This is a genomic window from Pseudomonas sp. BN606 (genome assembly GCF_029873115.1).
GTDB lineage: Bacteria > Pseudomonadota > Gammaproteobacteria > Pseudomonadales > Pseudomonadaceae > Metapseudomonas.
On sequence record NZ_SSOF01000079.1, the window covers coordinates 56,851 to 79,318 of the forward strand.

General features: G+C 62.6%; 22 protein-coding genes and 2 pseudogenes. 11 read left to right on the top strand and 13 right to left on the bottom strand.

The genetic code is table 11. The annotated features are described in order from the left end of the window. Nucleotides 1–88 precede the first annotated feature (88 nt). Complete coding sequence (locus tag E8E75_RS21470; protein WP_153917809.1) at nt 89–1,147, bottom strand: haloacid dehalogenase-like hydrolase; 1,059 nt, start codon at nt 1,145–1,147, stop codon at nt 89–91. A 217-nt stretch (nt 1,148–1,364) separates the two neighbouring features. Between E8E75_RS21470 and E8E75_RS21475 the strand changes: the two genes are divergently transcribed. Then, nucleotides 1,365–2,342, top strand: coding sequence for a zinc-dependent alcohol dehydrogenase family protein (locus E8E75_RS21475; RefSeq protein ID WP_120652153.1), 978 nt, complete (start codon nt 1,365–1,367; stop codon nt 2,340–2,342). A gap of 164 nt (nt 2,343–2,506) precedes the next feature. Here the strand turns inward: E8E75_RS21475 and E8E75_RS21480 are convergent. From E8E75_RS21480 to E8E75_RS21490, 3 genes and pseudogenes are all read right to left on the bottom strand, one after another. Further along, nucleotides 2,507–2,758: pseudogene (locus tag E8E75_RS21480) on the bottom strand (DUF1294 domain-containing protein); the annotation flags it as partial. 108 nt (nt 2,759–2,866) lie between these two features. After that, nucleotides 2,867–2,968 (bottom strand): annotated as a pseudogene (locus E8E75_RS21485) (DUF4124 domain-containing protein); the annotation flags it as partial. A 2-nt stretch (nt 2,969–2,970) separates the two neighbouring features. After that, a complete protein-coding gene (locus E8E75_RS21490) occupies nt 2,971–4,302 on the bottom strand; it encodes a DEAD/DEAH box helicase (RefSeq protein WP_120652157.1) in 1,332 nt (443 codons plus the stop codon). A 138-nt stretch (nt 4,303–4,440) separates the two neighbouring features. Here E8E75_RS21490 and E8E75_RS21495 point away from each other — a divergent pair, with 138 nt between their 5' ends. Together E8E75_RS21495 and E8E75_RS21500 are read left to right on the top strand one after the other, a co-directional pair. Next, on the top strand, nt 4,441–4,986 hold the full coding sequence (locus E8E75_RS21495) for a dihydrofolate reductase family protein (RefSeq protein ID WP_153917805.1): 546 nt from the start codon (nt 4,441–4,443) through the stop codon (nt 4,984–4,986). Continuing rightward, nucleotides 4,983–5,384 (top strand): NUDIX domain-containing protein, encoded by a 402-nt coding sequence (locus E8E75_RS21500; protein ID WP_120652161.1) that lies wholly within the window; start codon nt 4,983–4,985, stop codon nt 5,382–5,384. The genes E8E75_RS21495 and E8E75_RS21500 overlap by 4 nt, the downstream gene beginning before the upstream one ends. Here E8E75_RS21500 and rarD read toward each other — a convergent pair. The 3 genes from rarD to E8E75_RS21515 form a co-directional block, all read right to left on the bottom strand. Continuing rightward, complete coding sequence (gene rarD / locus E8E75_RS21505) at nt 5,355–6,251, bottom strand: EamA family transporter RarD (protein WP_120652163.1); 897 nt, start codon at nt 6,249–6,251, stop codon at nt 5,355–5,357. The genes E8E75_RS21500 and rarD overlap by 30 nt on opposite strands. A 314-nt stretch (nt 6,252–6,565) precedes the next feature. Further along, entirely contained in the window at nt 6,566–7,165 is a 600-nt protein-coding gene (locus E8E75_RS21510; protein ID WP_153917804.1) for an FMN-dependent NADH-azoreductase, read from the bottom strand. Nucleotides 7,166–7,327: 162 nt separating this feature from the next. Further along, nucleotides 7,328–7,642 (bottom strand): 3-phosphoglycerate kinase, encoded by a 315-nt coding sequence (locus E8E75_RS21515; RefSeq protein ID WP_120652167.1) that lies wholly within the window; start codon nt 7,640–7,642, stop codon nt 7,328–7,330. A gap of 109 nt (nt 7,643–7,751) precedes the next feature. Between E8E75_RS21515 and E8E75_RS21520 the strand changes: the two genes are divergently transcribed. The 6 genes from E8E75_RS21520 to E8E75_RS21545 all read left to right on the top strand — a co-directional run bounded on the left by E8E75_RS21520 (nt 7,752) and on the right by E8E75_RS21545 (nt 12,882). Then, entirely contained in the window at nt 7,752–8,678 is a 927-nt protein-coding gene (locus E8E75_RS21520; protein ID WP_120652169.1) for a LysR family transcriptional regulator, read from the top strand. Nucleotides 8,679–8,691: 13 nt separating this feature from the next. Further along, nucleotides 8,692–9,501, top strand: a complete 810-nt coding sequence (locus tag E8E75_RS21525) for an alpha/beta hydrolase (RefSeq protein WP_120652171.1) — start codon at nt 8,692–8,694, stop codon at nt 9,499–9,501. Further along, nucleotides 9,495–10,049 carry a peptidylprolyl isomerase gene (locus E8E75_RS21530; RefSeq protein ID WP_120652173.1) on the top strand — a complete coding sequence of 185 codons (555 nt, stop codon included), beginning with the start codon at nt 9,495–9,497 and terminating at the stop codon, nt 10,047–10,049. The genes E8E75_RS21525 and E8E75_RS21530 overlap by 7 nt, the downstream gene beginning before the upstream one ends. A gap of 58 nt (nt 10,050–10,107) precedes the next feature. After that, nucleotides 10,108–11,940 carry an ABC transporter ATP-binding protein gene (locus E8E75_RS21535; protein ID WP_120652175.1) on the top strand — a complete coding sequence of 611 codons (1,833 nt, stop codon included), beginning with the start codon at nt 10,108–10,110 and terminating at the stop codon, nt 11,938–11,940. Between the two features lie 141 nt (nt 11,941–12,081). Then, the gene (locus tag E8E75_RS21540; RefSeq protein WP_120652177.1) at nt 12,082–12,348 is read left to right on the top strand and encodes a DUF2790 domain-containing protein; all 267 of its coding nucleotides are present in this window, start codon (nt 12,082–12,084) and stop codon (nt 12,346–12,348) included. A 249-nt stretch (nt 12,349–12,597) separates the two neighbouring features. Further along, nucleotides 12,598–12,882, top strand: a complete 285-nt coding sequence (locus tag E8E75_RS21545) for a DUF2790 domain-containing protein (RefSeq protein ID WP_153917802.1) — start codon at nt 12,598–12,600, stop codon at nt 12,880–12,882. Here E8E75_RS21545 and E8E75_RS21550 read toward each other — a convergent pair whose 3' ends face one another. The 5 genes from E8E75_RS21550 to E8E75_RS21570 all read right to left on the bottom strand — a co-directional run bounded on the left by E8E75_RS21550 (nt 12,883) and on the right by E8E75_RS21570 (nt 15,556). After that, a complete protein-coding gene (locus E8E75_RS21550) occupies nt 12,883–14,010 on the bottom strand; it encodes a GNAT family N-acetyltransferase (RefSeq protein WP_120652181.1) in 1,128 nt (375 codons plus the stop codon). A gap of 102 nt (nt 14,011–14,112) precedes the next feature. Further along, on the bottom strand, nt 14,113–14,229 hold the full coding sequence (gene ccoM / locus E8E75_RS21555; RefSeq protein ID WP_280359762.1) for a cytochrome c oxidase subunit CcoM: 117 nt from the start codon (nt 14,227–14,229) through the stop codon (nt 14,113–14,115). A gap of 239 nt (nt 14,230–14,468) precedes the next feature. Next, a complete protein-coding gene (locus E8E75_RS21560; RefSeq protein ID WP_162945836.1) occupies nt 14,469–14,624 on the bottom strand; it encodes a hypothetical protein in 156 nt (51 codons plus the stop codon). Next, entirely contained in the window at nt 14,624–15,217 is a 594-nt protein-coding gene (locus tag E8E75_RS21565) for an alpha-ketoglutarate-dependent dioxygenase AlkB (RefSeq protein ID WP_280359763.1), read from the bottom strand. Before E8E75_RS21565 ends, E8E75_RS21560 begins: the two co-directional genes overlap by 1 nt. Before the next feature lie 42 nt (nt 15,218–15,259). Then, the gene (locus E8E75_RS21570) at nt 15,260–15,556 is read right to left on the bottom strand and encodes an aspartate-semialdehyde dehydrogenase (protein WP_153917798.1); all 297 of its coding nucleotides are present in this window, start codon (nt 15,554–15,556) and stop codon (nt 15,260–15,262) included. 155 nt (nt 15,557–15,711) lie between these two features. On the opposite strand from E8E75_RS21570, the gene rapA reads away from it, so the two are divergent. Then, on the top strand, nt 15,712–18,561 hold the full coding sequence (rapA, locus tag E8E75_RS21575; RefSeq protein ID WP_120652187.1) for an RNA polymerase-associated protein RapA: 2,850 nt from the start codon (nt 15,712–15,714) through the stop codon (nt 18,559–18,561). An 85-nt stretch (nt 18,562–18,646) separates the two neighbouring features. On the opposite strand, the gene E8E75_RS21580 is transcribed toward rapA, so the two are convergent. Continuing rightward, nucleotides 18,647–19,975 carry an MFS transporter gene (locus E8E75_RS21580; RefSeq protein ID WP_120652189.1) on the bottom strand — a complete coding sequence of 443 codons (1,329 nt, stop codon included), beginning with the start codon at nt 19,973–19,975 and terminating at the stop codon, nt 18,647–18,649. Nucleotides 19,976–20,263: 288 nt separating this feature from the next. On the opposite strand from E8E75_RS21580, the gene E8E75_RS21585 reads away from it, so the two are divergent. After that, complete coding sequence (locus tag E8E75_RS21585; protein ID WP_153917796.1) at nt 20,264–22,465, top strand: EAL domain-containing protein; 2,202 nt, start codon at nt 20,264–20,266, stop codon at nt 22,463–22,465. The last annotated feature ends 3 nt before the right edge of the window (nt 22,466–22,468 follow it).

Sequence of the window (22,468 nt, forward strand, 5' to 3'; positions counted from 1 at the left end):
ACCAATCAAGCCGACAGGAGTGACTCTAGTGCATGAAACGAAGCGGCCGCCCGAAGGCGGCCGCTGCAGAATGATCGTGAACTGGCTGTCACTGAATCTCTTCGGGCACCACCACTACCCAGTTCTTGTCCGCCGTCACCGGCAGCCCTTGCTTGGCCTGGGCCTCGGCATTGCGCTTCTGCATCGCAGTGATCTGGTCCATGTACTTGGCCTTGCGATTGATCCAGAGGTTGATGCCGCCTTTGGCCACGTCAGTGCCGTGGAACATCATGTAGCCGTCGCTGATCGGCGTGTCGCCAGCGACCAGGATGGGTTTCTTCCACTCGTCGATGTAACTGAGGATGGCCGCGTACTTGCCAGACATCCAGGTAGCAGGAGTCCAGAGATACGGGGTCAGTTCCAGGTCTAGGTTGGCTTTCTCGTCATACTTGCCATCGGTGATCTGCATGCGGCTGGTGGTCACGGCACCACTCTTGCGGTCCTTCAACAGGGTGGTGACGCCGATGACGTTCTGCGGTTTGACGTTGTAGCCGTACTTCGGGTCCGAGGCGACCATGCGCACCAGCTCTTCGAGGGCCGCAGTCATGATGTATACCTCGATGCCGTTCTCGCTGAGCTTGTTCATCAACTCCTTCTGCCCGGTGAATATCTTCGGCGGGTTGATCTCGATGGACTTCACCTCATCCCCTTCGTAATAAGTGGAGGGAATCGGCTTGCCATAGGCCATCAGCTCATCGACGTACCCCTTCAGTTCACGCAGGGTGAAACCGGAGAACACTTGGGCGACCCAGGGATAGCAGACCAGATCGTCCACTTCGCAGAGCCGGTAGTAGTAGCTGTTCAGGCTTTCCTTGTGGCCCTTCAAGTCCTTGAAAGGGATCAGCTTGAGCGAAGGATCGAGCTTTTCGCGGGTGAGCACGCCCTTCATCTCCAGGAACGGAAGCAGGGACTCCTCCAGGTCGTAGCGATAGCTCGTGTTGTCCATGTCGAACACGGCGAAGTTGCCTTGGTTGGCATGCTTGGCGATCAGTGCATCCAACTGCTTGGCGGCCGGCTCCGGCCAGTGCTTCAACTCGGTGGCGGCCTGGGCGGCTCCAGCCAGGCCTATGGACAGCACAACGGACATCAGTGTCTTGGCGATCTTCATCTTCTTGTTCCCTCGATGATTTGCGTGAGCGTGAGGAAGCCCCGAATCCTGCTTCGCCGCCGAACCTAGCAAAGGCGCTGCCTGTGGCCAGCCTCAGAACGACCTCCAGCGTCTTCATCGCGCCATCCGATCAGCCGTGGGAATAATGCTGGATTCAGTCGCCCTCGCCCGCCTGCGGCTAGACTCAACCTCCCCTCAAGCCGCCAGGAGAAGCGTCATGCTCAAAGCCGAATACAAGACCCGTGGCCCGGTGCCTCAGGATGTGATCGAGGCAGTGGAACTGGAACTCCCGCCGGTGGCCGCCGGCCAGGCGCTGGTGAAAGTACTGGCAGCCCCCATCAACCCGTCCGACGTGCTCACCCTCACTGGGGAATACGGCATGCTGCCACCACTGCCCGCCATCGGCGGTAACGAAGGCGTTGGCGAAGTGCTCGAAGTGGCCGCCGACGTGACGGGCCTCAAGCCCGGCCAGACCGTGCTGCTGCCGGTGGGCTGCGGCACCTGGCGCACGCATCTGGTCGCCGACGCCAAACAACTGATCCCGTTGCCCAGTGCCGATCCGCAGCAACTGGCGATGCTCACCGTCAATCCGCCCACCGCCTACCTGATGCTGCGCGACTTCGTCGACCTGCAGCCGGGCGACTGGGTGATCCAGAACGCCGCAAACTCGGGAGTGGGTAGCTACCTGGTCCAGTTGGCTAAGATTCGCGGATTGAAAACCATCAACGTGGTACGCCGCGAATCGGCGGTGGCCGGCGTGCAGGCCGAAGGCGGTGACGTGGTGCTGGTGGACGGCCCCGACCTGCCCAAGCGCGTCCGTGAAGCCACGAGCGGCGCACCGGTGAAACTGGGCATCGACGCGGTAGGCGGCGCCTCCACGGACCACCTCGCGGCCAGCCTGGCCGAAGGCGGCGTGCTGGTGAACTACGGTCGCATGAGTGGCGAGCCCTGCCAGGTGAACCCCGGTTCCTTCGTGTTCCGTGATGTGACCCTGAAGGGCTTCTGGCTGGCTCGCTGGTTCCGCCAGGCGACCCCGCAGCAGCAGATGCAGTTGTTCGGCGAACTGATCCAGCTAATAGCCACCGGCAAGCTCAAGGCGCGAATTGCCGCGACCTACGACATCAGCCGGATCAAGGAAGCCGTTGCCGCAGCAGCCGCTGGCGAACGAGACGGGAAGATCGTGCTGGTGCCCTAAGAAACCCCCTCGCCCAAGCCCTCTCCCCACTAGTGGGAGAGGGCGCGGTACGTGCCTTACCCGCACCTCGACGCTTTGCTTGTAGGGGCCAATTCATTCGCCAAGCGGGCCGCAGGTCCGCCGGGCTCGCCTCAATGCAACGCCCAGTACCCCAGCAATCCCAGATGCAAGGCCACGATCAGCCAGAACTTCACCTGGTAGGCGACCTTGCGGTTCTTGTGGCGGATCAACCTCTGGGCCAGCAGGCCGCCCGGCCAGCCGCCGAGGAGTTCGTACAGGTGAAGGCGGAATTCGGGAGTGCGTTGCGCTCCGGCCCTGGCGAATCGCTTGTCGCGCCAATAGGCAACGAAGCAGACCAGACTCATGAGCGCGTAGGTGAGCAGTAGCAGCTGCCACAGGCTGAGGCCATCCAGCCATGGAACAACCTGGCGAACGCTGGATTCGGCATGCTGCAGCAATCCCGTTACAGCTCCCGGATCGCCGCTCGCCAAGGGTTGCGAAGCATCTAGAGAAGCGCAGCCACGATCGGTGTACTGCACCACCCCATCAGGCTGTACGCAGCGATAGACCTCAGCCGATGCCGGGATCGCCGCGGGCAGCGAAGCCAAGGCGGCGACCCTACGCATCGTTACTCCGCAGCCGGTTTCTTGCGCTTGAGCGGCGCCAGACCGTCGTTGCTGACCACGCGAGATTCCTCGCGAGGCTTGCTCGGCTTGCGCTTGGGCGCGGCGGCTTTGGCAGGCGCTTTCTTGTCGCCCTTCTTGTCGGTCTTTTTCTTCTTGACGCCAGCGGCCTTGCCGGATGCCTTGACCTTCTTCGGACCGGTGTAGGTGCCTTTCAGCTCCTTGATGACCCGTCGCTCGAAAGTCTGCTTGAGGTAACGCTCGACGCTGGACATCAGGTTCCAGTCGTTGTGACAGATCAGCGAGATCGCCAGGCCCTCGCCACCGGCACGACCGGTACGGCCGACACGGTGTACGTACTCGTCGCCGGAGCGCGGCATGTCGAAGTTGATCACCAGGTCCAGGCCTTCGATGTCCAGGCCACGGGCGGCGACATCCGTCGCCACCAGCACCTTGGTGCCGCCCTGTTTCACGCGGTCGATGGCCAGCTTGCGGTCCTTCTGGTCCTTGTCGCCATGGAGCACGAAGGCCTTGTAACCGCCAGCCACCAAATGGCCGTACAGGCGATCGGCCTGGACGCGGGTGTTGGTGAAAATGATTGCCTTCTGGTAGGTCTCGTTGGCCAGCAGCCAGCGCGCCAGCTGTTCCTTGTGCTCAGGATGGTCGGCCGTGATGATCTGATGACGAGTGCCTTCGCTGAGCTGGTCGATGCTGTTCAGGCGCAGGTGCAGCGGATCGCGCAGCACCTTGTTGGCCACTTCGCGCAGGGCGTTGCCGCCGGTGGTGGCGGAGAACAGCAGGGTCTGGTCGCGGTTGCTGCACAGCTCGGTGATGCGCTGCATGTCTTCGGCGAAGCCCATGTCGAGCATGCGGTCAGCCTCGTCCAGTACCAGCACTTCCACTTCACGCAAGTCGAGGCTGCCGGCATTGAGGTGCTCGATCAGGCGCCCAGGGGTGGAAATCAGGACGTCCGGCAGCTTGCGCAACAGCGCGGCCTGCACCTTGAAGTCTTCGCCGCCGGTAACCAGGGCGGACTTGATGAAGGTGAACTGGGAGAAACGCTCCACTTCCTTCAAGGTCTGCTGGGCCAACTCGCGAGTCGGCAGCAGGATCAGCGAGCGGATGCGTTCGCGCGGCTTGGCCTCGCCGATCAGTCGGTTGAGCAACGGCAGGACGAAGGCGGCGGTCTTGCCGCTACCGGTCTGGGCTGTCACCCGCAGGTCGCGCCCTTCCAGGGCAGGCGGAATGGCCGCCACCTGCACCGGAGTCGGCTCGACGAATTTGAGTTCGGCAACGGCCTTGAGCAGACGTTCGTGCAGGGCGAATTGGGAAAACACAGGACTACCTCGATCGAAAGCGTAAACAGCTGCATAGGTTACCCGGAGTTGCGAGCAAACGCCCGATTTCCGAGCGATACAGCGACGGAATCGCCAAGCGGGTATAGGCTTTTCCCACTCGTTTTCCGGAGCCTCGTCATGCGCGCAGCGCTGATCTACTACGTAGCCGCCAGCCTTGACGGATATATTGCCCGTCCCGATGGCAGCGTCGACTGGCTGGAACCGATCGAGGCCTCGGGAGACGACCACGGCTTCCAGGCGTTCTACGACAGCGTCGACGGCCTGCTGATGGGACGAGCAACCTACGAAACCATCCTGGCCTTCGGCGGTGACTGGCCCTACCCGGGCAAGCCCTGCATCGTGCTGACCCGTAGCGATATGTCTCCCGCAGCGCCAGCGGTGCAGATCAGCCACGACACGCCAGCCCAGGCCATCGAGCAACTGACCACCGCCGGCTGCAAACGAATCTGGCTGGTGGGAGGTGGTTCGCTGGCGGGGACCTGCTACTCTGCCGGGCTGCTCGACGAACTGGTGGTCAGCTTCATACCGCTGCTTCTGGGCGCGGGTATCCCGATGTTCGCCACCGGCCTCGGGCGCCGCCTCCAGCTTCGCGAGCAGCGCAGCTTTCCCACCGGCGTGGTGCAGCTGCACTACCAACTCCTGCCGGAAGCCGAGACACCATGACCACCCTGAATATCGCCGCCGCATGCCTGCTGGACCCACAAGACCGCCTGCTGCTGGTGCGCAAGCGTGGCACCCATGCGTTCATGTTGCCGGGCGGCAAGCGCGAGGACGGCGAAAGTCCGCTGCAGGCGCTGCAGCGTGAACTATGGGAAGAGCTGCAATTGCGACTTGACGCATCAGCCCTGAATCCACTGGGCCGTTTCCACGCGCCAGCCGCCAACGAAGCGAACACCTGGGTGGACGCAGAAATCTTCGTCGCCCGTCTGCCCCACGGCGTGGAAGCGGCGGCCGAACTGGAAGAACTGGCCTGGTTCGAACCCGGCGAGCCTCAACCGGAGAACCTCGCCCCACTGCTGCGGGACCACGTGCTACAGGCCTTGTCGGGCCTGCTTGCGTAACAGCTTGGCGCTATCCCAGCCAATCAGCAGCACTGCCAGCCAGATCGGCAGGTAGGTCCAGAGCTGTGCGGGATTGAACGGTTCACCGAGGAAGGCCACTGCCACCGCGAACAGCAGCACCGGTTCCACGTAGCTGAGAATCCCGAACAATCCAAGCGGGAGAAGTCGACTGGACGCCATCATCGCCGCAAAAGCCAGGGTGCCCAGTAACCCCAGACCGGGAATGAGCCACCAGAGTTGCGGCGCCTGGCTGAAAGCACCCGGCGGTGAGAAGTTCAGGATCAGCCAGATGGCCAGTGGCGCCAGCACCGCCATTTCCAGGATGAAACCGGACAATGCATCCAGCTTCATCCAGCGACGCAGCATGAAATACGGCGGATACCCCAGGGCGGTGACCAGGGTCAGCCAGGAAAACGCTCGCGTCAGCCAGAACTCGTGCAGCACCCCGATCAACGCAAAGATCACCGCCAGCAACTGCAGCGGCCGAAGGTGCTCGGCATAGAACACTCGCCCTGCCACCACCATCGCCAGGGGCAACAGGAAATAGCCAAGGGAAACCTCCAGCATCCGCCCCTGCAGGGGCGCCCAGAGGAAAAGCCCCCATTGCAGGCCGATCAGCACCGCCGCGAGCGGCAACGACGCCAACAGCAAGGGTTCACGACGCAGACGCCCGAGCACGTTGACAAAGGTGGACCACTGGCGCGTCAGCGCCAGCATCAGGAGCACTACCGGAATCGACCAGAGCACGCGCTGGGCGAAAATCTGCACGCCATCGAGCGGCGCCAGCTCCCGCACGTATCCGGGCATCAGGGCAAACAGGACGGACGCCGTCAGCGACAGCGCAACACCTCGACCGGACAGCCTCATGGCCGCCTCAGCAGGCAGGAAAGGGAGTGGAGCGAAATCATCTGGGGCCTCGCAAAGCAGCCGGCGAACATACGCCTTCCTTGCCGCGAGCGGAAGCTTATCAAGGGCGAAATCTGACCATCCGGGCAGGGCCGCCGCCCGCATTGTTGAAAACGGCATTGCGCCCTACCGGTGGAGGCGAACTCATTCGCCATCGAGGCCGACGACCTCCCCCAGACACCAACAAAAAAGCCCGACCTGTATCAGGCCGGGCAGGCGAGGTGCGCGCACGGAGCGTCAGCGCACCTGGAGGGAGCGAGGAGCGACGCGGTGAATCAGGCCACCTGGGCCAGTTGCGCCTTGGCCGAAGCCAGGCCTTTCTCCTGGAACTCGTTGCCCATGTTCAGCCCTTCGGCATGGATGAAGGTCACGTCATGGATCCCGATGAAGCTCATGGCTTGGCGCAGATAGGGCTCCTGATGGTCCAGGGGGCTGCCGGAGTAGATGCCACCGCGAGCAGTCAGGACGAAAGCGCGTTTGCCGGTGAGCAGGCCTTTCGGACCGGTTTCGGTGTACTTGAAAGTAACGCCAGCGCGCAGCACATGATCCAGCCAGGACTTCAGAGTGCTGGGGATGGCGAAGTTGTACATGGGAGCGGCCATTACCAGTACGTCGGCAGCCAGGAGTTCCTCGGTCAGCAGGTTGGAGCGCTGCAGGGAGGCTTTCTCACTGTCGCTCTGCTGGTCCGCGGGCTTCATCCAGCCACCCAGCAAGTCGGCGTCCAGGTGCGGTACCTGATCGACGGCGAGGTCGCGAACGGTAATTTCATCGGCCGGATGGGCGGCTTGCCAATTGGCGATGAAGTCCTGGGTGAGTTGGCGGGAAACGGAACCTTGCTGACGGGCGCTGCTTTCGATGACGAGTACACGGGACATTTGGGGCTACCTCCATCGGGGGGTTGATTGCGTCGATGGGGCGCAGATTATTTCGACAAGAATCGATTAAAAAGCGTAAATATCCGCTTCTAAGTATCAAGAAATTTGATTTGTAGCAGGAAGGGCACTAGGCTGCTTGCTGTGCCCGAATCCGCGCCCCGACTACTTGGGATTGCAGGTCAGCTTGATCCGCAGCTTGATAATCGCGCGGTTGAAGTTGGCCGTCAGGTAGGCGCTTTTGCCACTCTCGATGACAGCCTTGCGCACTTTGGGAGTCTCGGGTCCGTTGACGAACACCACCTTGCACTCTGCCGTGGTTCCACCGACGTTCTGGATGTTGATGGCGGCCAGGTTGTTGTCGATGTCCGTGGTGTCGTAGACGAGCTCGGCGCCGTTGTACTGCTTCTCCACTTCGATGGGGTAAGCGAAAGCCAGGGTTGGCAACACGACGAGCAAGGCACAGCACAGTTTTTTCATGGGCGATCTCCAGTGCAGAGAACGCCAGCTTAACAGAGCGCCGCAAGCGGAATCAGCGCCATGAGCGCGCGCAATCTGCCGGCATAAGCAGCTAGAGGAGCAGCTCCGCATGAAAGCCCCGCGCGTGACACTGGACCAGTGGCGAACCCTGCAAGCGGTCGTGGACCACGGCGGCTTCGCCCAGGCAGCCGAAGCGACCCACCGCTCGCAATCCTCGGTCAGCTATACCGTTGCGCGGATGCAGGAGCAGTTGGGTGTGCCCCTGTTGCGCATCGAAGGGCGCAAGGCGGTGCTGACCGAAGCCGGCGAAGTGCTGCTGCGCCGCTCGCGGCAACTGGTCAAGCAAGCCAGCCAGCTCGAAGAACTCGCCCACCATATGGAGCAGGGCTGGGAAGCCGAAGTGCGCCTGGTGGTGGACGCAGCGTATCCCAACGCCCGCCTGGTGCGTGCCCTCACCGCTTTCATGCCGCAAAGCCGGGGCTGCCGCGTGCGCCTGCGCGAGGAAGTACTGTCCGGCGTCGAGGAAGTGCTGCTGGAAGGCTCAGCCGACCTCGCAATCACCACGCTGGATATCCAGGGCTACCTGGGGGCCGGACTCTGCTCGGTGGAGTTCGTCGCCGTCGCTCACCCAGACCACCCTCTGCATCGTTTGCAGCGGGAGATCAGCTTCCAGGACCTGGAAAGCCAGTTGCAGGTGGTAATCCGCGACACCGGCCGCACCCAGCCGCGCAACGTCGGCTGGCTGGGCGCGGAACAGCGCTGGACGGTTGGCAGCCTGTCCACGGCCGCCAACTTCGTCAGCAGCGGACTGGGTTTCGCCTGGCTGCCACGACATCTCATCGAACGGGAAATAAAGGAAGGGCAGCTCAAGCCGCTTCCCATGGAACAGGGCGGTAGCCGCCACCCCGCGTTCTATCTATATGCCAACAAGGACAAGGCCCTGGGGCCGGCGTCGCAGATCCTGGTCGAACTGATCAAGACCTTCGACTCCGCGCCGCTGGACGCCCCCTTCGCCGCGCCACTTTCCAGCGTCTGACAGGAGTCCACGCATGTCCTACTTCGATAACGACGGTTGCCAACTGCACTACGAGGACTACGGCCGCGGCATGCCGGTCTTGCTGATTCACGGTCTCGGCTCCAGCACCCGCGATTGGGAATACCAGGTCCCTGCCCTGGCCGCCCACTATCGGGTAATCGTCATCGATGTGCGCGGCCACGGCCGCTCCGACAAGCCCAATGAGCGCTACAGCATCGCCGCCTTCGCCGATGACGTGACGGCGCTGATCGAGCACCTCAAGCTGATCGACGTGCATCTGGTCGGCATCAGCATGGGCGGGATGATCGGTTTCCAGCTCGCCGTCGATCACCCGGAACTGCTGCGCAGCCTGACCATCGTCAACAGCGGTCCCGAGGTGAAACCCCACTCGCCGAAGGAGTACCTGGAAATCGCCAAGCGCTGGACCCTTTCGCGCCTGCTCAGCCTCGATAGCATCGCCAAGGCTCTCGGCGGCCTGTTGTTCCCGTTGCCCGAGCAGGCTGACCTGCGCCGCAAGATCGAAGAACGCTGGCCGCAGAACGACAAACGCGCCTACCTTTCCGCGCTGAACGCCATCATTGGCTGGGGCGTACGCGATCGCCTGCAGCGCATCAAGTGCCCAACACTGGTGATCACCGCCGACCGTGACTACACCCCGGTCGCCAAGAAAGAGACCTATGTGAAGGAACTACCGAACGCGCGCCTGGTGGTCATCAAGAATTCCCGCCATGCCACCCCACTCGATCAACCCGAACGTTTCAACACCACCCTGCTCGACTTCATTGCTGAAGTGGAGCGCAAAAAGGACCAAATCCCATGCTGAAGAAACTCGTCCTGGGCGCCTGCGCCCTGTTCGTCTCCCTGAGCCTGATGGCCGCCGACAAGCCCCATGTGCTTCTGACCACCAGTGCTGGGGAAATCGAGGTGGAACTGGAAGCCGACAAGGCCCCTGTCAGCGTGAAGAATTTCCTCGACTACGTGGATGCTGGGTTCTACAACGGCACCGTGTTCCATCGCGTGATCCCTGGTTTCATGATCCAGGGTGGCGGCTTCGATACCGACATGAGCCAGAAGGACACCCGTGACCCGATCAAGAACGAAGCCGACAACGGCCTGCGCAACCTGCGTGGCACCCTCGCCATGGCTCGTACCCAGGCGGTGAATTCGGCCACCAGCCAGTTCTTCATCAACCACAACGACAACGCCTTCCTCGACCACGGCAGCCGCGACTTTGGCTATGCGGTGTTCGGCAAGGTAGTGCGTGGTATGGATGTAGTGGACCAGATCGCCAATGTGCCCACCGGCAATCGCGGCATGTTCCAGAACGTACCGCTGCAGCCGGTAGTGATTCTCTCCGCCAAGCGGCTCTGACGCTCTCGACCCGGGAAGGAAGCCCGGGTCGACCGCTTATCCTTCGGATGGATTCGCCATGCTATTCCAACGCTTCGAGCGTCTGATCGACGTCTTTCGTCAGGCGCCAGACGAAATGCCGCCGCGCAGCGTCCTGCGCTTCTACGTCTATTACCTGCGCCAGGTATGGCCGATCTTCAGCGCCCTGCTGCTGGTGGGGCTGATCGTTGCCCTGATCGAAGTGGCACTGTTCAGCTTCCTCGGCCGCCTCGTCGACCTGGTCCAGGCCACGCCGGTCGGAGAACTCTTCCAGCGGCATGGTGCAGAACTGGCCTGGATGGCCGTGGTGACACTGATCCTGCGACCGCTGTTCAACAGCCTGCACGATCTGCTGGTGCACCAGAGCATCACGCCCGGGCTGACCAACCTGATCCGCTGGCAGAACCACCGCTACGTGCTGAAACAGAGCCTGGGCTTCTTCCAGAACGACTTCGCCGGGCGCATCGCCCAGCGCATCATGCAGACCGGCAACTCCCTGCGCGACTCGGCGGTGCAAGCGGTGGACGCCCTCTGGCACGTGCTGATCTATGCGATCAGTTCCCTGGTGTTGTTCGCCGAGGCCGACTGGCGCCTGATGATTCCCCTGGTGCTGTGGATAGCCAGCTACCTCTATGCGCTCTACTACTTCGTGCCGCGAGTGAAGCAGCGCTCCGTGGAATCCTCCGATTCCCGCTCGCGGCTGATGGGGCGCATTGTCGACGGCTACACCAACATCGCCACCCTCAAGCTCTTCGCCCATACCCGCGAGGAAGAGGACTACGCCCGAGAAGCCATCGGCGACCAAACCCGGAAGAGCCAGGCGATGGCGCGAGTGATCACCGCCATGGACGCCACCGTGACCATCATGGGCGGCCTGCTGATCGTCAGCACCTGCGGCCTGGCCCTGTGGCTTTGTAACCAGGGTCTGATCAGCGTCGGCGCCATTGCCCTGGCCACCGGGCTGGTGATCCGCATCATCAGCATGTCCGGCTGGATCATGTGGGTGGTCACCGGCATCTTCGACAACATCGGCCAGGTACAGGACGGCATGCAGACCATCGCCGTGCCGCGCCAGGTGACCGACCACCCGAACGCCGCACCGCTGCGGGTAGAGCGAGGCGAAGTGCGTTTCGAGCACATCGCCTTCCACTACGGCAAGGGCAGCGGAGTGATCGAGGGCCTGGACCTGGTGGTGCGGCCTGGCGAGAAGATCGGTCTGGTCGGCCCCTCCGGTGCCGGCAAGTCGACCCTGGTCAACCTGCTGCTGCGACTTTACGACCTGGAAAGCGGACGCATCCTCATCGACGGCCAAGACATCGCCCAGGTAACCCAGGAAAGCCTGCGGGCTCAGATCGGCATGGTCACCCAGGACACCTCGCTGCTGCACCGTTCGATCCGCGACAACCTGCTCTATGGCCGCCCCGGCGCCAGCGATGCCGAACTGCTGGATGCGGTGCAAAAGGCCCGCGCCGGCGAATTCGTCCCACAGCTTTCGGACGCCAACGGTCGGCGCGGCTTCGACGCCCATGTCGGCGAACGCGGCGTAAAGCTCTCCGGCGGCCAGCGCCAGCGCATCGCCATTGCCCGCGTGCTGCTCAAGGACGCCCCCATCCTGATCCTCGACGAGGCCACCTCTGCACTGGACTCTGAAGTGGAAGCCGCCATTCAGGAAAGTCTGGAAACGCTCATGCACGGCAAGACGGTCATCGCCATCGCCCACCGTCTGTCCACCATCGCGCGCATGGATCGCCTGGTGGTGCTGGACAAGGGGCGAATAGTGGAAAGCGGCAGTCACTCGCAGTTGCTGGAGTGCGGTGGTCTCTACGCGCGGCTCTGGCAGCACCAGACCGGAGGGTTCGTCGGCGTGGAATGAGTACCAGCCGCGTCGCTCCATCGACGCGGCTGATCTCTAATACAAGGCGCTTCGATTTCAACCTGGCGCATCTGGCTGGTCATATGGACCCCGTATCCGGTTTCACCTCAAACCCACCACGGAACCCGAGAGGATCAGCCCATGAAGATCGCATCCGCCGTCAGCGCCGTGCTCGCCAGCCTCGCTCCAAGTGTGTTCGCCCAGGACCACCATCGTGACGTAGGCGCCGGCATTCCCGCAGTCGACTATCACTACGGCATGGAACTGGACGTGCAGCGCGTCCTTTATCGCACCGACGCAACCCAGCGTGCAGGCGTGGTTCCGGTAACCATGGTCTACGAGGACAGCCAGGGCGACCTGCACAAGGTTCGTTTCCTCGAATGGGGCAGCCATACCAGCAACAGCTGAGAAAAATGAGCCGGGCGCCCCTTCTCCGGGTACCCGGCTTCTCGTACATGGCACCGCGGTACGAGGTAGACCACGATCAATTTTTTCAGGAACTGCGACAAACGGTCGCAACCCCTCAAGCTTGGGCAATTGCGAATGATCAAAAAACGCTCAGACGAGGCACTCGGATCGTGGGCGCTGAACTAACCGTTTTCAGTCGGTCAGATTAAGTCCCTTGTAAGCGAAACCCAACAGAGGAAAACAAGCCTTATGAAAATGGCCTCGGTTGTAAGCGCCCTGCTCACTAGCCTCGCGCCCAGCGTATTCGCCCAGGATGGCCCCCAGAATCAAGGCTCCGGCATCGCGCCGGTGGATTACCACTACGGGATGGAAGTCGATATCCAGAAAGTGCTGCACCGCACCGACACCTCCCAGAAGACCGGTGTAGTGCCCGTCACGCTCGTCTACGAAGACAGCGAGGGCGAAGTCCACAAGCTCCGCTTCCTCGAGTGGGGTGGCAGCACCGCCACTCCCGACCTCCCCCATATCGGCTGATCAATCCTGCCGATATGGCAGCAAGCCTCGCGCCTCCTCGGCGTAGGCCAGCACGCCAACCCGCTCCTGCACTAGGAAATCACCCACAGCAGCCCGCAAGCCGGGGTGGGCGAGCCAGTGCCAGGAGCGGGTGATCACTGGCTCGAATCCCCGAATCAATTTGTGCTCGCCCTGAGCACCCGCATCGAAGCGCTGCAGACCCGTGGCTATAGCCTGATCGATTCCCTGGTAGAAACAGGTTTCGAAATGCAGCCTGTCGAACTCCGCCAGACAACCCCAATATCGCCCGTAGAGGGTGTCTCCGCCCTGTAGCGAAAATGCCATGGCCACTGGCCGGCCTGCCTGCAGCGCCAACACCACGTGAATGGCTTGCGGCATCCGCTCCGCCAGCAGGCTGAAGAAGGTTCGCGTCAGGTATGGCGCCTGGCCCCGCACCCGGTAGGTGTTGGCATAGCAGGCGTAAACGAAATCCCAATCCGCTTCATCCAACTCCCGGCCTTGGCGCCACTGGAACTCGATCCCCTGCCCCGCTACTTGTTCGCGCTCTTTGCGGATCTGCTTGCGCTTGCGTGAACTCAACGCGTCGAGGAAATCCTGGAAATCCCGGTACCCGTGGTTGCGCCAGTGAAACTGGCAACCCAAGCGCTCCAACCAGCCTTCGCGCCCGCGCAAATGGTGGTCGGCAAAAGAGTCGGTGAAGTTGATATGCAGTCCGGACAAATTGTCAGTGGCTACATCGACGACTACCGCATCAAGCAGTTCGCTCGCTGCGGCGTCATTCACCGCCAGCACGCGCGCGCCTCCCACCGGGGTAAAGGGCACGGCCGCTAACAACTTGGGGTAATAGGGGATGCCCGCGCGCTGGCAGGCATCGGCCCAGGCCCAGTCGAATACGTATTCGCCATAGGAATGGCTCTTCAGGTAAGCCGGCAACGCGGCACGCAACTCGCCCTTCGATCCGCGCAGCAAGTGGTGGGCAGGATGCCATCCGCTGCGACCACCCACGCTGCCGCTTTCTTCAAGGGTGGATAAAAAGGCGTGGCGCACGAATGGCTGATCGTCCGGCAGAAGGGCATCCCACTGCTGCGGGTCGAGTTCATTGAGGCGGGAAAGGGGCTGGATCGACATGGCGCCAGTCTGGCGCGGGCTGCGGAGGAAGAAAAGTGGGGACAAAAAAATGGGCGACCGAAGTCGCCCGAGGTGCCTTGCGTGCCTGTAAACCCAGAAAACTCAACGCGGCTTGCGTTTGTGCGAGTCCTTCCAGATGAAGTAACCAACACCGGCGAAGAAAGCGACCATGAGACCGACGGTGCCTATACCGGCGAGAACCACTGTATCGACGAACATGATCTGCCTCCTGCGTTGTGGCGTTGTTGCTTCGATGGGTTCAAGTTACCCGCACGGCAGGCAGGAGAAATTGATCTGGATCAATAGCCCTGGAGCGCCCGCGGCAAGCCTGCCAGGGCACTGATCCAAGTCAATTTTCGGAGCATCTGGCAGGAAGCGGGAGGGGCAAAACGAACAGTGGGAGCGAATTCATTCGCGAATGAATTCGCTCCCACAATGGGCAGGAAAAGGAGCGGTTCTCAGCGTTTCTTCGGTTTCTTCGGCTTCTTGCCCTTGGACAGTGGCATGGCTTGTTCGAAGGCCTTGCGCATGTCGTTCAGACGCTTGTCGTGGACGTCATGGATGCGCTTGTCGCGCTCGGCGCCGAAATCGATCAGGTTGTCGTCGTTGCTCATCAGCGAATCCATCGGAAGGTGAGGTTGAGACGGGGGGCGCAAGCGGTACGGGTCTTCGCCACCTGGTGCTGCCAATGATGCTGTGTCGGCCCACTCATGACCAGTAGTGCGCCATGGCCAAGTTCCAGGGAATGTTCGATGCGATTGCCACCCTTGCGCCGCAGGTCGAAGCGACGGGTGCCGCCCAGGTTGAGCGAGGCGACCAACGGATTGCTGCCAAGCTCGGGCTCGTCATCGCTGTGCCAGCCCATGGAGTCCTGACCGTCACGATAGTAGTTGAGCAGCACGCCATTCAGGGGCTGCCCCACCGCCGCCACGATCCGCGCGCGAATCTCCGCCAGCAACGGCGTCCAGGGCAGCGGCTCGTGGGTCAGGCCGGAATAGCGGTAGCTGGCCTCGGCATCACCGTACCAGGCCACCAATCGGGGAACCGGATAAAAGCGGCCATGCAGATGAACCTGTGGCTGCTCCCAGGCAGTCTCGGCCACCAAACGCGCCAGCCAGTCACTGGCCACGTCCGGAGAAAGGAAGTGTGGCTCGTAGTGCAGCTCGGCGTTTGGCAACTGAAGGGGAATATCGTCGAACAGATCCACCGGTATAGGCTTCAGGAATCAAGACGCCTCATTCTGCGCGCCTCAGACCTCCACATCCACCCATAGCCCCTGACGTGGCAGCTCCTGGAGAACGGCCTGATCTTCCTCGGCGACCTCTCCGGCCGCCAGTTCCTGGGGCGAATAACCTCTCCGCTGACGACGACGCTGCTCTTCGCGCAGCAGTTCCTCGGCCTCCTGGGGATGGCGCTTGTCCAGGCTCACGGCGCTTTCCTGCGCACTCTCCTGCATGGGAGTGACGGGCGCGATGTCAGGACGCGGCTTGACCACGTCCTGTTGGGCCGTGACGGGGACCAGGCCCTGCGGAATGGGTGGCAACATGATCGCGCCCTCCTTTGGTCAGTCTGTCGGCCACTTGGGGGGTTTCTTTACCGGCGCTCGCTAAACTTCTGCGGATATACGGCCCGTATCCGGCGTCGCCCTGCGCCTTCGGTTCCGTTAACATACGCGGCTTTTTTCAATTCAGGGAGACACGCATGGCGCAGCAGTATCAACCGGGGCAACGCTGGATCAGTGACAGCGAAGCAGAGCTTGGGCTCGGAACCATCCTGACATCGGATGGCCGGCTGCTCACCGTGCTCTACCCGGCCACTGGCGAGACCCGCCAGTACGCGCTGCGCAATGCGCCGCTGACCCGCGTGCGCTTCGCTCCGGGCGACGAGATCACCCACTTCGACGGCTGGAAGCTCAATGTCCAGGAAGTCGAAGATATCGATGGGCTGTTGATCTATCACGGCATCACTGCCCAGAACGAACCTCGCATCCTCCCGGAAACCCAGCTGAACAACTTCATCCAGTTCCGCCTGGCCAACGATCGCCTGTTCGCCGGGCAGATCGACCCGCACAAGTGGTTCGCCCTGCGCTACCACACGCTGGAACACCGCTCGCGCCTGCTGCAATCCTCCCTCTGGGGTCTGTCCGGCGCCCGCGCCCAGCCGATCGCCCACCAGTTGCACATTGCTCGTGAGGTAGCCGACCGCGTTGCGCCGCGCGTACTGCTGGCCGACGAAGTAGGCCTGGGCAAGACCATCGAAGCCGGCCTCGTCATCCACCGCCAGCTCATCTCCGGCCGCGCCAGCCGGGTACTGATCCTGGTACCGGAGAACCTCCAGCACCAATGGCTGGTAGAAATGCGCCGTCGCTTCAACCTGCAGGTCGCCCTGTTCGATGCCGAACGCTTCGCCGAGAGCGATGCCAGCAACCCCTTCGAAGACAGCCAGTTGGCTCTCGTGTCCCTGGAGTGGCTCAAGAGCAGCGACCGCGCCCAGGATGCAGCCTTTGCCGCCGGCTGGGACCTGCTGGTCGTCGACGAAGCGCACCACCTGGTGTGGCATCCGGAGCAGGCCAGCCCTGAGTACCGTCTTGTGGAGCAATTGGCCGAGGTCATCCCCGGTGTCCTGCTGCTCACCGCCACCCCGGAACAGCTGGGTCTGGAAAGCCACTTCGCGCGCCTGAGACTGCTGGACCCGAGCCGTTTCCACGACCTGGAGGCCTTCCGTGCGGAAAGCGCCAACTATCGCCAGGTGGCCGAAGCCGTCCAGGAACTGCTGGACCAGGGCCGCCTGAGCGCCAAGGCCGAAGCAACCATCAAGGGCTTCCTCGGCGAAGAAGGCGAAGGTCTGCTGCACGCCCTTGCCGGTGGCGACGAAGAAGCCGCACCACGCCTGGTGCGCGAGTTGCTCGACCGTCATGGCACTGGCCGCGTGCTGTTCCGCAACACCCGCGCCGCCGTGCAGGGCTTCCCCGAGCGCCAGCTGCACCCCTACCCGCTGCCCAACCCGGTCGAGTACATGGAGCTGCCTATCGGCGAGCACCCTGATCTCTACCCGGAAGTCAGCTTCCAGTCCCAGCAGGACAACAGCGACGAAACCGAACGCTGGTGGCGCTTCGATCCGCGCGTCGAATGGCTCATCGACACCCTGAAGATGCTGAAGAAGTTCAAGGTGCTGGTGATCTGTGCCCACGCGGAAACCGCCCTGGACCTGGAAGACGCGCTGCGCGTGCGCTCCGGCATCCCGGCTACCGTATTCCACGAAGGCATGAGTATCCTCGAGCGCGATCGCGCCGCCGCCTACTTCGCGGACGAGGAATTCGGTGCCCAGGTGCTGATCTGCTCTGAAATCGGCTCCGAGGGCCGCAACTTCCAGTTCGCCCATCATCTGGTGCTGTTCGACCTGCCGGCCCATCCGGACCTGCTGGAACAACGCATCGGCCGCCTCGACCGGATCGGCCAGAAACACACCATCCAACTCCATGTGCCCTATCTGGAAACCAGTCCGCAGGAGCGCCTGTTCCAGTGGTACCACCAGGCATTGAACGCCTTCCTCGCCACCTGCCCTACCGGCAGCGCCATCCAGCACAAGTTCGGACCGCGTCTGCTGCCGATGCTCGAAGGGGGTGATGACAGCGCCTGGGATGCCCTGGTGAGCGAAGCCGAAGCCGAGCGCAAACGCCTGGAAGGTGAAATGCACAACGGCCGCGACCGCTTGCTGGAACTCAACTCCGGTGGTGCCGGCGAAGGCGAGCGCCTGGTCGAGGACATTCTCGACCAGGACGACCAGTTCGCCCTGCCTCTTTATATGGAGTCTCTGTTCGAAGCCTTCGGTGTCGACAGTGAAGACCACTCCGAGAATGCTCTGGTGCTCAAGCCTGGCGAGAAGATGCTGGACGCCGGCTTCCCCCTCGGCGACGACGAAGGCGTGACCGTCACCTACGACCGCGACCAGGCCCTGTCCCGCGAGGACATGCAATTCCTCACCTGGGAACATCCCATGGTGCAGGGCGGCATGGACCTGGTGCTCTCCGGCTCCATGGGCAACACCGCGGTGGCGCTGATCAAGAACAAGGCGCTCAAGCCCGGCACCGTGCTGCTGGAACTGCTCTATGTCAGCGAAGCCGTCGCCCCGCGTGCCCTGCAACTGAGCCGCTTCCTGCCACCCAAGGCCCTGCGCTGCCTGCTGGATGGCAACGGTAACGACCTGGCGTCCAAGGTGGCCTTCGACACCCTCAACGACCAATTGGAAAGCGTGCCGCGCGGCAGCGCCAACAAATTCGTCCAGGCCCAGCGCGACGTGCTCGCAGCGCAAATCAACGCCGCCGAAGCCAAGATCGCCCCGCGCCATGCCGAGCGCGTTGCCGAAGCCAAGCGCCGTCTGAAGGCCGAACTGGACGAAGAACTGGCCCGCCTCACCGCACTTCGGGCGGTCAACCCGAGTGTGCGCGACAGCGAGCTGGAAGCCGTCCGCCACCAGCGTGACGAAGGCCAGCAACTGCTGGACAAGGCCGCGCTGCGATTGGAGTCGATCCGGGTGCTGGTAGCGGGGTAATTGGCCGGTCCACTCCCCCACAGGAGAGAACCCCACTAACAAGAAGGCCCGTAGAAATGCGGGCCTTCTTGCTTACGGAGTACTGTCAGGCCGCGGCTGCCACCATCCCCTGGCGCATGTTCGCCGCATCGCGCACGAAGCAGCGTGCCGCCTGGCACAGCGCCAGCATGGTCAGGGTGAGTGCCACCGGCACCAGGAACATTGCGTTATGCAGCCCCACGGCCTTGAACGTCTCGTTCATTTCGCTGGCACCGGCCGCCAGCATCGCCGCCTGGGAGTAATGGTCCGACAGCAGCCCCACCACTACCGGGCCGAGACCGCCGCCGAGCAGGTAGAGACCGGCAAAGAACAGCGCCATCGCGGTAGCCCGCAGGCGCGGCTCCACCACATCCTGGATGGCGGTGTAGACGCAGGTATAGAAGTTGTAGGCGAACAGCCAGCCCAGGCTGAACACTCCTACGAACAGGCCGATCTCGATGCGTCCGGCGAACAGGGCATAGCCAGTGCAGACAGCCGCCACCGCCATGCTGAATGCCGCCAGCAGAAGACGGCCACGTTCAGACTTCTGATGCACTTTATCCGCCACCCAGCCCCCCAGGGTCAGGCCAACCAATCCGGTCAGGCCGGTAATGATGCCGGTGGCGACTGCCGCCTGCTCGAGGGGCATCAGGAAGTAGCGCTGCAGCATCGGCACCATGAAGGAGTTGGTGGCGTAAGTGGCGAAGTTGTAGGTCAGGCCCGCAACGGTCAGCCACCAGAATGTGCGGATCGCCAGCACCCGGCGTAGCGGCTTGTCCATTGGGGTTGCAGTGGACACCTGCACAGCCTCGGCGGCGCCACGGGCAGGTTCCTTGATGAAGAACATGAAGATCGCCAGGATGATCCCTGGCACAGCGGCGATGAAGAACGGCGCACGCCAACTGTCGAAGGCCTTCACCATCGCACCGATGGTAAAGAACGCCAGCACCAGCCCCAGCGGCAAGCCCAGCATGAAGATGCCCATGGCACGGGCACGCTTGTGGGCGGGGAAAAGATCACCGATCAACGAGTTGGCAGCCGGCGCGTAGCTGGCCTCGCCAATGCCCACCCCCATGCGTACCAGCAGGAAGCTCCAGAAGTTCCAGGCCAGGCCGTTCACGGCCGTCAGGCCGCTCCACACCGCCAGGCCCCAGCCCATGATCTTCCTCCGCGCGCCAGTGTCGGCCATGCGTCCAAGCGGCACGCCAGCTATCGCATAAACCAGGGTGAAGGCAGTGCCGATCAAGCCCAGCTGGAAATCGCTCAGGCTCCACTCGTGGCGCACCGGCTCGATGATGATGGCCGGGATGGTCCGGTCGAAGAAATTGAAGAGGTTGGCCAGAAAAAGCAGGAAGAGCACGCGCCAGGCATTGGCCGCTTGAAGAGATTGCTGCATGAGTCGGTCTCGTTGTTGTTGTAAGGCGCCCGGATAACCGCAAGCCGGGGTCCAGGCTGCAATCTAGAGCGTGCGGCCGGCCACTGTCTGCGAAAATTCGTGGGATTTATGTAACCCGATGCTGCCGGAACGAACAGCCCTGCTGGCCGGTCATCCCTCGCGAACTACCGTTCAGCGCCAAGGTACGATCGTCTCAGGAAGCGGCCAACCGCTGGCTATACTGAAGGCACGGTGCCAGCAAGCACTCCCTCCCCCGAATATTCAATAGTCTGCATGGGAACGCCCTCTATGGACTGGCTGGGTCTGCGCTTCGGTACCGATCTTCCTGCGGACGGCCAGATCCTCCTGGCTTGCACCCATAACAGCTGGTTGGTGTTGCTGGCCTTCCTCGTCGCCTCAGGCGCCGGTTACTGCGCGTTCGACATGGCTGAACGAGTGGCCCATGCGCAGCAACCGGAAACCCGGCGGCGCTGGTGCTGGCTTGGGGCCTGGTGCCTTGGGGGCGGCATCTGGGCGATGCACTTCATCGCCATGCTGGCCTTCGAAGCGCCTATCACCATCGACTACGACATCCCCACCACCACGCTCTCGCTGGTCATGGTGGTTTCCGCCTCACTGGTGGGCATGTACACCCTCGGCCGGACCAACGTCGAACCCCGCCACTACCTCGCGGCGGCACTGGCAATCGGCCTTGGCATCACCCTAATGCACTACAGCGGCATGGCCGCGATCCGCTCGGTGGCGACCCAGTACTATCACCCCGTCATGGTCGTCGTATCTGTGGGTGTAGCCGTGGCCGCCAGCCTGGCTGCCATGCTGCTTTCCGCATTCTTCCGTGAGCGCAGCGAAGGCCACCAACTGCTGAAGATTCCCGCCAGCCTGGCCATGGGCGGCGCCATCTGCAGCATGCACTTCACCGGCATGCTGGCCCTGCAACTGGCGGTTCCCGCGGGCACCGAACTTCACCTCAAACAAGCCGACAATGCCGTACAGCTCGGCCTCAGTCTCGCGGTGATCGCTGGCATGGTGCTGCTGTTCGCCCTGTGCGTGGCCTGGGCCGACAAGAAGCTGCAACGCAAGGAACGTGACCTGCAACACGTCAACAACCTGCTGCGGGAACTGGAGCAGGTTAAGGTCAAACTGCAGAACGTCGCCCATTACGACGCCCTCACCAACCTGCCCAACCGTCGTGCATTCAACGATTTCTTCGTCGAGAAGCTTCAACAGCACGCCCAGTACAAGCAACCGCTGGCCGTAATGTTCCTGGACGTGGACCATTTCAAACGCGTCAACGACAGCCTCGGCCACGACGCCGGAGACGAGTTGCTCAAGGTCGTGGCAGAGCGGGTACGCAGCGTACTGCGCCGGGAGGATGTCATCGCACGCCTGGGAGGAGATGAGTTCTGCGTGCTGGCCAGCCTCGGTAGCCTGATGGAAGCCAAGGCGCTGTCCCAACGCATCATGCACCGCATGAAGGAGCCCATCACCCTGGCCGGGCGCAATGTCACCATGACCACCAGCATCGGCATCAGCCTCTTTCCGGATGATGGCGAGACCTGCGAGGAACTGCTCAAGCACGCCGACCTCGCGCTCTACCAGGCCAAGAGCAGCGGTCGCAACAACCTCCACTTCTTCAGCCACCACCTGAAGCACAAGGCGACATTCGAGCTGCAACTGGAGGAAGAACTGCACCTGGCGCTGGCCAGGGATCAGGGCCTGTTCCTCAACTACCAGCCCATCCTGGACCTGAACAGCGGCCAGGTAACCAAGCTGGAAGCCCTGGTGCGCTGGCAGCATCCACAACTTGGCCTGCTCTCTCCCGACCGCTTCATCGGTGTGGCCGAAGCCAATGGCTTCATCGCCGAACTGGACGGCTGGGTGCTGCGCCGCGCCTGTCGCGACCTGGCCAGCCTGGCCGCCAAGGGATTCCACGACTTGCGAGTGGCGGTGAACTGCTCGGCGCTCAACCTCAGCCGCAATGAACTGGCGGACGAAGTGCAGCGTGTCCTGGAGGAAAGCGGGCTACGGCCGCAAAGGCTGGAGCTGGAGGTCACCGAAAACGCCCTGATGTGCAACGTCAACCAGGCGCTGTACCTGCTGGAGCGCATTCGCAGCCTCGGCGTGAGCATTTCCATCGATGACTTCGGCACCGGCTATTCATCCCTGGCTTACCTGAAGCGACTGCCCCTGGATACGCTCAAGATCGACCGTTCCTTCGTCATGGACATCCCCGGCAGCCATGCCGACATGGAGATCGTCCAGGCCATCATCGGCATGGCCCACACCCTGCATCTGCACGTGGTGGCCGAAGGGGTGGAGACTCGCGAACAGCTGGAGTTTCTCCATGGCCAAGGCTGCGACTACATCCAGGGCTACCTGCTCAGTCGCCCACAGTCGCTGGAGGCCATCGAAGCCTTCCTGCGTAGCTCCTACGGACTGAGCGGCAGCAATGTGCTGCCACTGCGCCCCAAGGACTCCAGCCCGGCCTGAAGT

Excerpts from the sequence above, each read along its gene's own strand:
- E8E75_RS21470 (WP_153917809.1), bottom strand. The coding sequence starts at position 1,147 with ATGAAGATCGCCAAGACACTGATGTCCGTTGTGCTGTCCATAGGCCTG.
- E8E75_RS21475 (WP_120652153.1), top strand. The coding sequence starts at position 1,365 with ATGCTCAAAGCCGAATACAAGACCCGTGGCCCGGTGCCTCAGGATGTG.
- E8E75_RS21495 (WP_153917805.1), top strand. The coding sequence starts at position 4,441 with ATGCGCGCAGCGCTGATCTACTACGTAGCCGCCAGCCTTGACGGATAT.
- E8E75_RS21500 (WP_120652161.1), top strand. The coding sequence starts at position 4,983 with ATGACCACCCTGAATATCGCCGCCGCATGCCTGCTGGACCCACAAGAC.
- rarD (WP_120652163.1), bottom strand. The coding sequence starts at position 6,251 with ATGAGGCTGTCCGGTCGAGGTGTTGCGCTGTCGCTGACGGCGTCCGTC.
- E8E75_RS21510 (WP_153917804.1), bottom strand. The coding sequence starts at position 7,165 with ATGTCCCGTGTACTCGTCATCGAAAGCAGCGCCCGTCAGCAAGGTTCC.
- E8E75_RS21515 (WP_120652167.1), bottom strand. The coding sequence starts at position 7,642 with ATGAAAAAACTGTGCTGTGCCTTGCTCGTCGTGTTGCCAACCCTGGCT.
- E8E75_RS21520 (WP_120652169.1), top strand. The coding sequence starts at position 7,752 with ATGAAAGCCCCGCGCGTGACACTGGACCAGTGGCGAACCCTGCAAGCG.
- E8E75_RS21525 (WP_120652171.1), top strand. The coding sequence starts at position 8,692 with ATGTCCTACTTCGATAACGACGGTTGCCAACTGCACTACGAGGACTAC.
- E8E75_RS21530 (WP_120652173.1), top strand. The coding sequence starts at position 9,495 with ATGCTGAAGAAACTCGTCCTGGGCGCCTGCGCCCTGTTCGTCTCCCTG.
- E8E75_RS21535 (WP_120652175.1), top strand. The coding sequence starts at position 10,108 with ATGCTATTCCAACGCTTCGAGCGTCTGATCGACGTCTTTCGTCAGGCG.
- E8E75_RS21540 (WP_120652177.1), top strand. The coding sequence starts at position 12,082 with ATGAAGATCGCATCCGCCGTCAGCGCCGTGCTCGCCAGCCTCGCTCCA.
- E8E75_RS21545 (WP_153917802.1), top strand. The coding sequence starts at position 12,598 with ATGAAAATGGCCTCGGTTGTAAGCGCCCTGCTCACTAGCCTCGCGCCC.
- E8E75_RS21550 (WP_120652181.1), bottom strand. The coding sequence starts at position 14,010 with ATGTCGATCCAGCCCCTTTCCCGCCTCAATGAACTCGACCCGCAGCAG.
- ccoM (WP_280359762.1), bottom strand. The coding sequence starts at position 14,229 with ATGTTCGTCGATACAGTGGTTCTCGCCGGTATAGGCACCGTCGGTCTC.
- E8E75_RS21560 (WP_162945836.1), bottom strand. The coding sequence starts at position 14,624 with ATGAGCAACGACGACAACCTGATCGATTTCGGCGCCGAGCGCGACAAG.
- E8E75_RS21570 (WP_153917798.1), bottom strand. The coding sequence starts at position 15,556 with ATGTTGCCACCCATTCCGCAGGGCCTGGTCCCCGTCACGGCCCAACAG.
- rapA (WP_120652187.1), top strand. The coding sequence starts at position 15,712 with ATGGCGCAGCAGTATCAACCGGGGCAACGCTGGATCAGTGACAGCGAA.
- E8E75_RS21580 (WP_120652189.1), bottom strand. The coding sequence starts at position 19,975 with ATGCAGCAATCTCTTCAAGCGGCCAATGCCTGGCGCGTGCTCTTCCTG.
- E8E75_RS21585 (WP_153917796.1), top strand. The coding sequence starts at position 20,264 with ATGGACTGGCTGGGTCTGCGCTTCGGTACCGATCTTCCTGCGGACGGC.